Here is a 12,927-nt window from a genome sequence, read left to right on the forward strand (position 1 = left end):
GGTCGTTCCCGCGACGAGTTCCATGTCCCGGTCGGCTGTGATTTCCATGAACGCACCCGCTACCTTCTGGCCAGGTGCCGTGGCACGCACCCAGGCATGGTCGATCTTCACATCGCCGGCCCAGGACCAGACGGGGGAAGCGAGGGCGGCCAGCAATAGAAAAGCATGGGGATGGCGACGTGAGCGCATGAGAGAAAACTCCTGAAGTTGAAAAGGATTACCGGGATTCCATACCCAATGCATGCAGGACCTTCAGGGCATCGACCGTGGCCGCGACATCGTGAACGCGCACGATCGCCGCGCCTTTCAGTGCGGCCAGCGTGGCCGCCGTGATACTGGCGACCAGCCGTTCCGGCGCCGGCCGGCCGGTGAGCGTGCCGAACAATGATTTGCGCGAGATGCCCACCAGGGTCGGCGACGCCAATGTAAAACGGTCCAGTGCCTGAAACAGGGCGATGTTGTGCGCGGGCGTCTTGCCGAAGCCGAAGCCGGGGTCCCACAGCAGGCGTTCCCGGGCGATGCCCGCCCGCGCCGCCGCCTCCGTACGCAGGTGCAGATATTCCAACACCTCCGCGACGACGTCGCCGTATCGCGGCTGCTGTTGCATGGTCTGCGGCGTGCCCTGCATGTGCATCAGGCAGACACCGCAGTGCGAAGCCGCCACGACCTCAAGCGCACCGGGCGCGCGCAAGGCATTGACGTCGTTGATCATGTCGGCCCCTGCGTGCAGGGCGGCCGCCATCACCGGCGTCTTCATGGTGTCGATCGACAGTGCGGCGCCGCAGTCGCGCAGACCTTCGAGCACCGGCAGCACCCGCCTCAATTCCTCCTCGGCTTCCACCGGGGTGGCGCCGGGCCGGGTGGATTCGCCGCCGATATCGAGGATGTCGGCCCCCTCTTCGCGCAGTCGCAACCCATGCTCGATAGCACGCTCGCGGGCGGCATAAAGCCCGCCGTCTGAAAACGAATCGGGCGTCGCATTGACGATGCCCATGACCAGGGGACGCGCCAGCGTAAAGTGGAAACGTCCACAAGTGAATGCCGTCATGCCGGGTCGAATTCCAGTACTTCGCAGTGATCCACCCAGACATTCCACATCTCGGGCAGGCTCAGCTTCCGAAAATGTCCCGTCACGGCCTGCAGGACCTCGTGATGCGCCACCACCAGCACCGTGGACGCGTCTTCATGTTCGATCTCTTCCAGGAAGCCGTGCACGCGTCTGACCATCTCTGCATAGGACTCGCCTGCAGGCGCCTTCCATGAAAATGGATCGGCTGCACCGCGCATGGCCGACAGATACTGCGCAACCGGCTGACCTTCGTAGCCGGTGTTGCGATCGTCGAGCCGGCCATCCACATGGATGTCGGCGCAATGGGACGCGTTGACGATGGCCGCGGTTTCGTGAGCGCGCTTCAGGCGCGACACATACACGCGCCGGATCGGCACATCCCGCAAGCGTTGTGCGGCCGCCGCCGCCTGCAACCGCCCCTTCGGCGTCAGCGACACCGGAACGGCCGGATCGGCATTGCACAGGCCGCGCAGGTTGTACTCGGATTCGCCGTGGCGCAGACACACCATTTTCATGCCAGCACCAGGATCTCCCCTTTGCCGCCGAAGGCCAGATCGCCCATGTAGCGGTGTGCTTGCGTGGAAGCCGGCAGCAGCCCGGGCAGGAAGCTTTCCGCATGCCGATGCAGCAATCCCAGGTAACTCAGGTCGACCCGACCCGAATCATTGAAGCTCAGTGGGATGGCTTCGGGACTGCGGCCCAGGATCAGGCTTCCGCGTCGCAGGCCGGATCCCGGCAGGGTACCGCAGCCACCCGCCACCACGAGCGTGCCGGCGAGAAGCCGCGCGCCGCAGGCGTCGCCCGCCTGGCCGCGTACGAGAATCAACCCGCGCCGCATGCGATCGCCGAGACGATCGCCAGCATTGCCCTCGACCGCCACCACGCCGCCCGCCATGCCGGTACGGTCGCCAATCAATGCGGCACCGAGCCAGTCGCCGGCATTGCCCCGAATGCGCAACAGGCCGCCCATCATGCCGTTGGCGGCGCCATCTCCGGCATCGCCGTGGATATCGAGTTCGCCGCCGCGCATCCCCTGCGCGGCGTAATGCCCTGCCGGTCCTTCGATCCGCACGCTGCCCGTGCTCATGCCCTTGCCCAGGCAATCGAGTCGATCGCTGTCCGTACGGATCACCAGCATGTCGGTTTCGTCCACGTCCACCTCGAACAGGTCGCCCAGCATCATGGGGTTGCCTGCCAGATGGATGATCTGCTTCGCGATGTCATCCGCACGCCGCCCGGCGAGCGTTTCCGGCAGTACGCCGGTCATGTCGACACGTCCGTTCGGCACGGCGCGCAAGCTCAGTGTCGTCATGCCAGAATCTCCCGCAACCGATAGTGGAACTGGCCCAGCTTTCCGCCGTAGTTGCCCGCCGACAAACGTACGATGCCACCTGCCGCACCGATCCCGCAGACCGCATCCATGCCGGCCTTCATCGCCACGCGCATGTCGGCGTCGGTGACGGCATCGATCACGATCTCGAGCACGGCGTCCACGCCCGGACTGAGCTCGGTTTTCGCCACGCCGCGCAGGGTCGGACAGAAGGCATCGTTGGTGGAGGCAGGCAGCGCCTTGTATTTGGAGCCCACCTTGGAGCCCGAGCGGACCACCCCACCCGGGAAGGGCGCGATGGCGCCAGGAACGCGCAGGATGGCATCCACTGCCGCTTCGCAGGCGGCCAGCGCCCGGCTGCGCGAACGCGCCAGGACCAGGAAATTGCCGCCGCCGACCGAACGCATCAGGCCGGTCGTTTCCTCGGCCAAAAACTCGCCGTCCATCACCGGGATGCGCCAATAGCGCCGTCCGGCAATGAGTTTGGACATCTGCCAGCCGTCGCCGAAATAGCGCAGGTTCTTGCCCAGCGGCAGCGACTCTTCGCCTTCGCAGCCGGCGAACACGGCCGTGGTGGGACAGGTCAGCACGCACTGGCCGACACGCCGCTCCAGCTGTTTGGCCAACTCCTTGGTGGAGACCGCAAACAGCAGGCCGGCCACGCCAGGGCGCCCGTCGGGTGTTTCCTCCGGAGACAACTCGCGTTCGATGCCCGCCTCGCAGCCGCAGGCGATGACCGAGGTGGCAAAGCCGAAGGCGGCGTTGGCCGCATGCTTTGCCCAGGTCAGGTTGTCCGCGGTGATGACAATGCGGGTTGCCTTCATACCGAAGGCTTCCGCATAGGTGTCGTCGATGTATACGCCATTGATGATCACGCCGCCCTCCCCTTGCACACATGGGGAATCAGTTTGCTGGCGCCGCACGTGCAGATCTCGTCGTCGCTTATGCGGACGTTTTCCATCCTGACTGTCATGTAACGGTCGAAATAATCCTTCAGGGGTTTCTCGATGCCCTTGTCGTACTCGGGCTTCACCACGTGCAGTGCACCATTGACCACGTTCACCACCTTGCCGTCGCGCACGATGAGCTGGCCGTCCTTGAACACATACTCGGGCTGCGCAAACATGGCCTCGCGGTCGGCATCGTCGCGATAGACCACGATATCGGCCGCCGCCCCTTCACCCAGATGGCCGCGATCGGTCAGGCCGAGGGAGCGGGCCGGTGCAGCGCGCGTCATGATGGCGATCTCGTAGAGGCTGTATTCCCGATCCAGACTGCGCAGCTGGCTGTGCGCGGCGGCCTCGGCGTTGATCTCGTCCAGCTTCGAATCGCGGAAGCGCTTGTCCATCAGCAGGCGAATCAGGTGCGGATAGCTGGTGAAGGGCGCACCGTTGGGATGGTCGGTGGTCAGGAAGATGCGCCAGGGATCGTTGACACGCAGGAACAGTTCCAGACCGATCGCCCATTGCAGGGCGTTGACGAAATTCTTGTCGCGGTACTTGAACGGAACCACGCCGCAGCCCGCGTCGCATTCGATGTCCATGACCACCCATTTGTCCGGGCTGGCATGGCGATGGTTGCCGTACTGCTTCATGCTGTCGCCCGAGACGGTCACCGTCTGGCCGAACAGGACTTGTCCGACATCGGCCGACACATTGCGCATGCGGTTGATGGCATCGGCGATACGCTCGGCTTCGGAGGAAAACTTGCGCTCGCCTTCGGTGCCATAACTGTGGAACTGGATGTGGGTCAGATGGATGGGCAATCCCTCCGCCGCGGCCATGGTTGCCAGGGTGGTGTCGGCATTGCCGGGAACGCCCAGGTTGCTCGCGTGCACGTGCAGCGGGTGCGCCACACCCAGGTCGTGCACAGCCCGCGCGAGTGCCTGCACCACCTGTCGGGGTGTCACGCGGTAATAGGGATGGGCCTCGTCCAGATCCAGGCTGCGGGCATTGAACTTGAAGGCAGAGATGCCGCCCGGATTCACCACCTTGATGGCCATGGCCTGGCTCGCATCCAGCGTCCAGCCCACGTAGTCGTTGATCAGGCGCTGGTCCGCCCCGCTGGCCAGCATGCGCAGGAAAAAGTCGTCACTGCCGAGCATGGCGTAGGCGCCCTTGTCCACCATGGGCGTATCGCCCATCTCAAGATGGGTATGACGCGCGTTGGTGGGCTGCATGGCCGGCTCGAAGCAGGCGGTATAGCCCATCTCGGCATAGCGGTAACCGGTGGTCCAGGTCGAGGGCGCGGCGTGACCACAGCCGGCATGCATGCCGCCGCTGGTCGGGAGCGGATCCTGGCGGTGGTCCTCCGGCAACAGCGCCCGCGCAATGTTCAGTTTGCCGCCGCCGATGTGCGTATGCAGGTCGATGGCGCCGCCCATCACCACGCGGCCGGCGAGATCGATGTCGCGATCGATTCTCGCATCCGGCCCTGGTGCGGCCACGATGCGGCCATCCTCGATATAGAGATCGCGGACCTCGCCATCGACGCCGTGCGCAGGGTCGTAGATCCGGCCATTCTTAAGCCGCAGCATGATTCGTCTCTCCCTGGATGATGGCAAGGACCTGGGCCACGCTCGGCAGGCTGGACGATGCGGGCGCCGACAAGGGCAAGGCCACCACCGCATCCATCCGATGCAGGAAACCCGCATGCTGTACACCCGGAACGGCCACCGGAATGAACACATCCGGCGCCCGGGCAAACCGCATGTCGGCCCGACCCAGCACCACGGTCGGACAATCCACGGCAGGGGGCGTGCGTTCGGGATCGAACGCCGATATCCAGACCAGCGCATCCACCTCCCCTGTTTTCAGCAGACGGTCGCTGTCGAACAGCAGCGGTTCATAGCGCGGACCGGCGATTTCGTATGCGGTGCGCAAGGGGTAGCCGGTCTGCCAGGTGCAGGTTTGCGCGGCCGAGGTGCCACCATCGTCGCCCCCCAGAGGCAACCCGGACCATCGCGTCGCCTGGTTGAGATCCTTGACCAGATTCACGGCCGACTGGATGGTCAGATCGGCCTGCGGAAAATCCAGTTCCGCCGCGTTCCAGACCAGCACACCATAGCGGGCCGCACGCATATCGGCCAGCAGGGCCTCGATCTGCCCGATCGACACGCCCGCCACGTCTGCGGCACGCGTAGGCATCCCTGCCAAGCTGGCGCGCATGACGGCAAATAATTCGCCCAGGCGGCCCGCATCGATCGGGATGGACGAAACGGATACGCCGTCCATGACGGGAATGGACGGCACGGGATCGCCCAGAACCACGACCTTGCGCGTCAACTCGCCAAACTGGGACGCCGGGGCAAGACAGCGTTCGAAGAAACGCGGATAGCGCGAGGCATCCGTGCCCGCCAGCACGATCAGGTCGGCACGGTTGCGCACCTCGGACAGGGTGGTCGTCACCCAGCCGCCATCCTGGAAAGCCTGCACATTGCGGAACTGTGCGCGGCCATGCATGTGATCGACCACCCCCCCCAGCTTTTCCGCCAGCGACAGGGCAGCGCGATGGCCCGTGACATCGCATCCCAGTCCGCCGATCAGCGGGCGGTGCGAACCTGACAGGATGATCGCCGCCGACCGGCAAGCTTCATCCAGGCTGATGGGCAAGCCGGCAATCATGGCCTGGCCAGGGTCCGGGATGGAAAACAACCGCGATGCGCGGGGACACGCCGGGCGTTCGAGCCGCACGCCGTCCCCCTCGCGCACGACTTCCAGATCGTCACACAGCAAACCGCAAAAAGGACAACAAACCGAAGGACTGGACACTGAGATAGAAGACTCAAAAAGACTGAAGTGCCAAAGCATTTAGCAGGATCCATGCCATGCATGTCGCGGCTGCGCCTATGTGTCTGGCCAGGCAGGCAGTTTCCCGTCGACGCATGCCGCCTTCCTCCATAAAAGATGTCACGCGGCCGATGCGAGCGGCGTGACAGTCTGTCACATCGTCGCTCTGAGCATGTAAAGCTAGACGATTGATTATTTATGTATTTTCCCATTGGCATAGCAATTGCTTCCAGAGGCTTACACGCTTTGCACCACTCCATATACACATGCCACATACCGCCACGATCAGCGTTACCGTACGAGCCTCCGCACGGCTACACATGGGGTTTCTCGACCTCAATGGCGGACTGGGGCGGCGCTTCGGCAGCCTGGGTCTGTCACTGGATGAACTGGCCACGACGCTGACCGCCTATCCGGCCGAACAGGTTTCGGCAGAAGGTCCGCAATCCGAGCGGGTGGAATCGTTCGCACGCCAATCGCTCGCGGCCATGGGCATTACGGACGGCACCTATATCCAGGTCCATCAGGCCATCCCCGATCACGCCGGCCTCGGCTCGGGTACCCAACTCGCCCTGGCCGTCGGCACGGCGCTTGCCCGGCTGTATGACGTGGATTGGCCGGTCCACGACATGGCCAGGAAATTGAATCGGGGCGCGCGTTCAGGCATCGGCCTGGGCCTGTTTACGCAGGGCGGATTCGTGGTGGATGGCGGACGCAAGGACGAAGGCGACCCGCCCCTGGTGATTTCGCGCATCGAGTTTCCCGCGCAGTGGCGCGTGATCCTGGTGATGGACAAGACCTACAAGGGCTTGCACGGCGAGCAGGAAAAGCGGGCCTTCGCCGCCCTGCCAAAATTTCCCGAGGCGCGAGCCGCGCACCTGTGCCGGCTCGCGCTGATGCAGGCCATGCCGTCCCTGGTCGAGCAGGATCTTCCGGGATTCGGCGCCGCCATCCACGCCATCCAGCAGACGGTGGGCGATCATTTCGCGCCGGCCCAAGGCGGACGGTTCGCCAGCCATCACGTGGCCAGCGCACTGGCCTGGCTGGCACGGAACGGCGCCGAAGGCATCGGGCAAAGCTCGTGGGGACCCACCGGTTTTGCATTGATCGACTCGGAAATTCAGGCACGTTCCCTGGCACGTGCCGCGTACAACGAGTTCGGTACCGAAGGGCTGGAATTCATGGTGTGCTCCGGCCGCAATCGCGGCGCGGAAATCCGTACCGAAGCATACCGAGCCCAGGCGCATTCCTGAATAACAACAGCTGGAGAAAACAATGGAAAAACCCTATTTGCTGCACTTCGCCACGCCCGGCACACGGGTCAGCCCGTTTGACGTGAACATGGCCTACGATGCCGGCTGGAACGCCGTGATCCCGTATTCGGGCGTAGGGCTGGAAGACATCGCAGGCTTTACCCAGGACGCCATCTTTTCCCGGGGTCCGAAAGGCGTGAAGCACACCGGCATCTTCATCGGCGGACGCGATCCCATGCTCGCCGCCGGCATGCTGGACGCCGCACGCAAGGCAATGGTGCCGCCCTTCGAAGTGTCGGTCTTCGCCGATCCGAGCGGCGCCTTCACTACCGCCGCGGCCATGATTGCCGCCGTGGAAAAAGCCCTGACCAGCACCCATGGCAGCACGCTTGCCGGCCGCCGCGTCACCGTTTTCGGCGGCACCGGCCCGGTTGGCATGATTGCTGCCGTGCTCGCCGCCCAGGCGGGCGCCGAGGTCACGATTCCCGGCCACGATGGCCTGTTCCGGGCACAGTCCGCCGCCGAGGCCATCCAGGCCCGCTTCGGCGTGACGATACGCCCCATCGATGCCAGTTCCGACGATGCCAAGGCGGCGCTCATCGCGGACACCGAAGTCGCGCTCGCCACGGCGAAGGCCGGCGTCCAAGTGATGGGGCCCGCGCATCTCGCGCACGCGGCACGCTTGCTGGTGGCGGCCGACATCAATGCAGTCCCGCCGGCCGGGATCGAAGGGATCGGCGTCATGGACGATGGCAAGCCGCTTGTGGCAGCCTCCGGGCATGCCGTGGGAATCGGTCCGCTCGCCATCGGCAACATCAAATACAAGGTTCAGCAAGGCCTGCTGCAGGCCATGCTGCGCACGGACAGCCCGCTTTATCTGGGCTTTGCCGACTGTTTGCGCGAGGCCCGGTTGCATGCCGCCTAAGGCCTTTCTGCTCACCTCGTTGTCCGGGCGCATACTGGCCAAGGCGGCAGCGCGCGCACAGCGTTCGGTCGTCGGGATCGATGCCTTCGCCGACCAGGATACCTGCGGGATGGCCTTGAAATGGACACGCTCGCCGCTGGACCGCAACGGCGAATTCGACGCGACCGCCATGCTGGATGCGGCCGACTCGGTCTGTCCGCCTGCCGCCTGTCTCGGTCTGGTCTATGGATCGGGACTCGAAGCCCAGCCGGCTCTGCTGCGCGGACTGTCCGAGGGGCGGATCGTACTGGGCAATTCGCCGGAGGTCCTGGAAACCGTCGCGGATCCGGAACGCTTCAGCAACCTGCTCGCGGCGCTCGGCATTCCCCATCCGGCAACCCGCATGTCACGCCCTGCAGAGGTCGCCGGTTGGCTGTCCAAACAGGCCGGCGCATGCGGCGGCACGCATGTACGCCTCGCATCCGCCTTGCCCGAAAGCGATGCGGGACGCTATTTCCAGCAACAGGTTGCCGGCGAGGAATGGTCCTTCCTGTTTCTGGCCAATGGGCGCGACATCTGCTCGATCGGTTTCAACCAGCCCCTGACAACCCCGCCCCAGGCATCCGGACGTTGGAGCTATGCCGGTGCGACACGCATGGATGCCGGCCCGGCCGGGGTCGACGAAGCCGTCACGCATGCGGCACGCGCGCTCACCGCTCGGCTCGGCCTGGTCGGCCTCAACGGCCTCGATTTCATTGTCACCCCCTCCGGCTGGGTATTGCTGGAACTGAATCCGCGTCCGCCCGCCACACTGGAATTATGGGATGTGCCGCTGCTGCCCTGCCTGTTCGATCTGCACGTCGAAGCCTGCAAGGGCCGACTGCCGGCCCGCCTGCCCCAGCCGGGCGGCAGCATGGCCGTGGCAGTGGTCTACGCCGAAACCCGCCTGTTGATCCCGGCCGATTTCGCTTGGCCTTCCTGGTGTGCTGATCTGCCTTGGGCCGACAGCGTGATCGAGGCCGGCGACCCTGTCTGCACGGTCCGTGCGGACGGCCCGGATGCGGCCACCGCCCGGTACCAGGCGCTCGGCCGGCGTCAGGAGATCCTTCAGTGGCTGGATCGTTTCGCCTCCCCCACAGCCGGCTGGAATGACCATGCCGTCGCGCACTCCACTCAGATGTTCCCTGCCTGATGACACACCCGATGAATCACATTCCCAGCGTCAACCAGCTCGCATCCCCCTTGGTCGAATACCTGGTGGACCACGCCGCGGAACTGCGCCTGGCGGTTTCGCGGCAGGACAATGGCGTACGCATCGTCGATGCCGGCATCCGGGTGGCGGGCGGCATCGAGGCAGGCCGGCGCATCGCCGAAATCTGCCTCGGCGGCCTCGGACGCGTCACGCTCGTTCCGGCCGCTGCCCAGGCCGCCTGGCCCTGGGAGTTGTCCGTTTCCACCGCACAGCCGGTGCTGGCCTGTCTGGGCAGCCAGTACGCCGGATGGAGCCTGTCGCACGGCGAAGGCAAGGGCAGTTTCTTCGCATTGGGATCGGGTCCCGGCCGTGCCCTGGCCGGCAAGGAAGAACTCTTCGGTGAACTCGCTTATCGCGATCGCGCGGACTCGGCCTGCCTCGTCCTGGAAACCGACAAGATCCCGCCGCTGCCCTTGCTGGACAAGATCGCTGGCCAGTGCGACGTCTCCCCCGACCGGCTGACCTTGATCCTGACGCCCACCACCAGTCTGGCCGGCGGCGTGCAGGTAGTGGCCCGCGTACTCGAAGTGGCCCTGCACAAGGCGCACTTCCTGGGTTTCCCGCTCGATCACATCGTCGACGGCATGGGTACGGCTCCGGTCTGTCCGCCGTCACCGGATTTCCTGACCGCCATGGGCCGCACCAACGATGCGATTCTTTTCGGCGGCCGCGTCCAGTTGTTTGTCGCCGGCGAGGAAGCGGCGGCCGAGGCGCTTGCGCAGCGTATGCCGAGCGAGGCTTCCAAGGATTATGGCCAGCCTTTCGCGCAGGTTTTCAAGGCTGCCGGACACGACTTCTACAAGATCGACCCGCTGCTGTTCGCGCCGGCGCAGATCATCGTGACCAGTCTCGGAACAGGGCGCAGTTTCCGCGCCGGCCAGCTCAACTCAGACCTGCTGGAGCGCTCGTTCTCATGACACGCCGCATCGCGATCTTCACCGACGATCCGGGCTGGCACGGCAAGCAGCTCAAGCGTGCGTTCGCGCGCAGAGGCTACGCGGCCAGCTACCAGTCGCTGACGGATTGCCGGGTGGACCTGGGCCAGAGCGGCGGCGTGGCGATACCCGGTTTCGAGCATGAACTGCCCGACGGCGTGTTCGTGCGCGGCGTGCCGGGCGGAACCCTGGAACAGGTCATCCTGCGTCTCGATTTTCTGCACGTGTTGCCGTTGCTGGGCGTGCCCGTCTACAACTCGGTCCGCGCCATCGAAAAAAGCGTGGACAAGGCCATGACCAGCCTGCTGCTGCATCGGGCAGGTATTCCGACGCCACCCACGTGGGTGACGGAGTCCGAATCTCAGGCGCGCGCGCTGATCATGCGCGAAATTGCGCTGGGGCACGAGCTGGTATTGAAGCCGCTGTTCGGTTCCCAGGGAGCGGGTCTCAAGCGCTTGGCTTCTCCCGCCGATCTCCCGCCGGGCGAGGCATACCAGGGCGTGTATTACTTGCAGCGCTACATCGGCGGCGCGACGGGTTCATGGGAGGACTACCGGGTGCTCGTGGTCGGCGGCCGCAGCCGTGCCGCCATGACGCGCCAAGGCACCAGCTGGATCAACAACGTGGCCCAGGGCGCCGCCTGCCGGCCTGCCCCCATCGACCCGGAGTTGTCCAGACTGGCCGAGGACGCCGCCCGTGCACTCGACATGGACTATGCGGGCGTCGACCTGATACGCGATCCGGAAGGCCGCCTCAACGTGCTGGAAGTGAACAGCATTCCGGCCTGGCGCGGCCTGCAAAGCGTCGTCAAGGACAATATCGCCGCCATGCTGGTGGATGACTTTCTCGACCGGCACGTGGTCAGGGAATCCCGGGAGCAGTGCGCATGAACGCCCTGCTGCAAATGCCCGTCGCCCCGCCTGCGAGATGGACGTGGTCGCCTTCAAGCCCGGCAACGTGAGCTGGGAATCCCCGGGGCACGGCATGACCGCCGAGGATTTCCTGATCAGCGCCAAGGCAGCCGCGCCGCATGTCGCCAATCCCGACCTTGAAATCGGCGAACGGATCTACCGCGCAGTCGAGGCAACCCGGGAAGCGGTCGGCTGCAATACCAACCTCGGCATCGTGTTGCTGGCTGTGCCGCTCATTCATGCCGCCCAGCACTGCATGCCAGGAGATATCCTGGCGCACCGGCTCCAGCGCAGCCTGGCTGCACTCACTCGCGATGACGCGGAATGGGTCTACCGGGCCATCCGGCTGGCCGCACCTGGCGGGCTCGGCGAAAGCCCTCGCCACGATGTTCGGGAAACGCCGGTCGTCACGCTGCTGGAAGCCATGCGGGAAGCGGCTGCCCGGGATCGCATCGCCTATCAGTACACCCATTGCTATGCAGACATCCTCGGTCCCGGACTGGTTTCACTGCATCAGGGACGCATGCACTGGGGCAGCGAGACAGCGGCGGTCACGACCGCCTATCTCGGATTCATGGCCAGTTTTTCCGACAGCCACATCTGGCGCAAACACGGCAGCAGTGCAGCGGGTGCCGTGAGAACAATGGCCTTCGATTGCATTGCCCGCTTGGGCCAATGCGCCGACTGGACTTGCGCCAAAACCCATTTGACGGGTCTGGACACGACCCTCAAATCCACAGGTTTCAACCCGGGCACGAGTGCCGATCTGACCGTGGCGGCATGGCTGACAGATCAGCTTCTGCACGGGGAGGCAACCTGTATTCCAAACCATACCCAGGGGGATTCTCAGTTTGTTTGATCTACTGAAACACCTGGTTGGTCATGCAACAAGTGGTCAGCCGACGGACGACTCGGCGCTGGCGAGCCGCTATAACCCAACCGAGTCTGTTCAACTTAAGGAGTAAATGATGGCGAAAATCAATAGCGTAATGGTCGGTGAATCCCTGGTTGGCGAAGGCAACGAAGTAGCCCATATCGATCTGATCATGGGCCCGCGCGGCAGCGCCGTTGAAGCGGCGTTCTGCAATGGCCTCGTCAACAACAAAGACGGATTCACTTCCCTGCTGGCTGTTGTGGCTCCCAACCTGCAGACCAAGCCCAACACCATGATGTTCAACAAGGTGACCATCAAGGGTGCCAAGCAGGCCGTTCAGATGTTCGGACCGGCCCAGCGCGGCGTGGCGATGGCTGTCGCCGATTGCGTGGAAGACGGCACCATCCCGGCCAATGAAGCGGACGATCTGTTCATCTGCGTGGGCGTGTTCATCCACTGGGAAGCCGAGGACGACGCCAAGATCCAGGACTACAACTACGAAGCCACCAAGCAATCCATCAAGCGTGCCATTACTGGCACACCCAAGGCGGCTGAGGTGGTTGCCCAAAAAGCGAAGGCCGGCCACCCCTTCGCCGCGCATATCTGATCGG

At 64.6% G+C, this 12,927-nt stretch carries 13 protein-coding genes and 1 pseudogene; 7 read left to right on the top strand and 7 right to left on the bottom strand.

Going from position 1 to position 12,927, the window contains the following annotated elements; genetic code table 11:
* The 7 genes and pseudogenes from ABT23_RS00615 to ABT23_RS00645 form a co-directional block, all read right to left on the bottom strand.
* Nucleotides 1-189 (bottom strand): annotated as a pseudogene (locus tag ABT23_RS00615) (hypothetical protein); the annotation flags it as partial.
* Between the two features lie 28 nt (nucleotides 190-217).
* Nucleotides 218-1,048 (bottom strand): dihydropteroate synthase, encoded by an 831-nt coding sequence (gene folP, locus ABT23_RS00620; RefSeq protein WP_296629718.1) that lies wholly within the window; start codon nucleotides 1,046-1,048, stop codon nucleotides 218-220.
* A complete protein-coding gene (locus ABT23_RS00625; protein WP_296629720.1) occupies nucleotides 1,045-1,584 on the bottom strand; it encodes a histidine phosphatase family protein in 540 nt (179 codons plus the stop codon). The genes folP and ABT23_RS00625 overlap by 4 nt, the downstream gene beginning before the upstream one ends.
* Nucleotides 1,581-2,381 carry a formylmethanofuran dehydrogenase subunit C gene (locus ABT23_RS00630; RefSeq protein WP_296629722.1) on the bottom strand — a complete coding sequence of 267 codons (801 nt, stop codon included), beginning with the start codon at nucleotides 2,379-2,381 and terminating at the stop codon, nucleotides 1,581-1,583. Before ABT23_RS00630 ends, ABT23_RS00625 begins: the two co-directional genes overlap by 4 nt.
* On the bottom strand, nucleotides 2,378-3,274 hold the full coding sequence (fhcD, locus tag ABT23_RS00635) for a formylmethanofuran--tetrahydromethanopterin N-formyltransferase (protein WP_296629724.1): 897 nt from the start codon (nucleotides 3,272-3,274) through the stop codon (nucleotides 2,378-2,380). The genes ABT23_RS00630 and fhcD overlap by 4 nt, the downstream gene beginning before the upstream one ends.
* Nucleotides 3,271-4,935, bottom strand: coding sequence for a formylmethanofuran dehydrogenase subunit A (locus ABT23_RS00640; RefSeq protein WP_296629726.1), 1,665 nt, complete (start codon nucleotides 4,933-4,935; stop codon nucleotides 3,271-3,273). The genes fhcD and ABT23_RS00640 overlap by 4 nt, the downstream gene beginning before the upstream one ends.
* Nucleotides 4,922-6,109, bottom strand: coding sequence for a hypothetical protein (locus ABT23_RS00645; RefSeq protein WP_296629728.1), 1,188 nt, complete (start codon nucleotides 6,107-6,109; stop codon nucleotides 4,922-4,924). Before ABT23_RS00645 ends, ABT23_RS00640 begins: the two co-directional genes overlap by 14 nt.
* A 344-nt stretch (nucleotides 6,110-6,453) precedes the next feature.
* Between ABT23_RS00645 and ABT23_RS00650 the strand changes: the two genes are divergently transcribed.
* The 7 genes from ABT23_RS00650 to fae all read left to right on the top strand — a co-directional run bounded on the left by ABT23_RS00650 (nucleotide 6,454) and on the right by fae (nucleotide 12,923).
* On the top strand, nucleotides 6,454-7,440 hold the full coding sequence (locus ABT23_RS00650) for a beta-ribofuranosylaminobenzene 5'-phosphate synthase family protein (protein WP_296629731.1): 987 nt from the start codon (nucleotides 6,454-6,456) through the stop codon (nucleotides 7,438-7,440).
* A 22-nt stretch (nucleotides 7,441-7,462) separates the two neighbouring features.
* On the top strand, nucleotides 7,463-8,365 hold the full coding sequence (locus ABT23_RS00655) for an NAD(P)-dependent methylenetetrahydromethanopterin dehydrogenase (protein ID WP_296629733.1): 903 nt from the start codon (nucleotides 7,463-7,465) through the stop codon (nucleotides 8,363-8,365).
* Entirely contained in the window at nucleotides 8,355-9,536 is a 1,182-nt protein-coding gene (locus ABT23_RS00660) for an ATP-grasp domain-containing protein (RefSeq protein ID WP_296629734.1), read from the top strand. Before ABT23_RS00655 ends, ABT23_RS00660 begins: the two co-directional genes overlap by 11 nt.
* A gap of 11 nt (nucleotides 9,537-9,547) precedes the next feature.
* The gene (gene mch, locus ABT23_RS00665; protein WP_296629736.1) at nucleotides 9,548-10,513 is read left to right on the top strand and encodes a methenyltetrahydromethanopterin cyclohydrolase; all 966 of its coding nucleotides are present in this window, start codon (nucleotides 9,548-9,550) and stop codon (nucleotides 10,511-10,513) included.
* Nucleotides 10,510-11,421: a RimK family alpha-L-glutamate ligase gene (locus tag ABT23_RS00670; RefSeq protein WP_296629737.1), complete on the top strand. Its 912-nt coding sequence runs from the start codon at nucleotides 10,510-10,512 to the stop codon at nucleotides 11,419-11,421. Before mch ends, ABT23_RS00670 begins: the two co-directional genes overlap by 4 nt.
* Before the next feature lie 37 nt (nucleotides 11,422-11,458).
* On the top strand, nucleotides 11,459-12,301 hold the full coding sequence (locus ABT23_RS00675) for a triphosphoribosyl-dephospho-CoA synthase (protein ID WP_296629739.1): 843 nt from the start codon (nucleotides 11,459-11,461) through the stop codon (nucleotides 12,299-12,301).
* Nucleotides 12,302-12,410: 109 nt separating this feature from the next.
* Nucleotides 12,411-12,923, top strand: coding sequence for a formaldehyde-activating enzyme (gene fae / locus ABT23_RS00680; RefSeq protein ID WP_296629741.1), 513 nt, complete (start codon nucleotides 12,411-12,413; stop codon nucleotides 12,921-12,923).
* Nucleotides 12,924-12,927 lie beyond the last annotated feature (4 nt).

This window comes from Thiobacillus sp. SCN 63-57 (assembly GCF_001725555.1).
Classification (GTDB): domain Bacteria; phylum Pseudomonadota; class Gammaproteobacteria; order Burkholderiales; family Thiobacillaceae; genus Thiobacillus.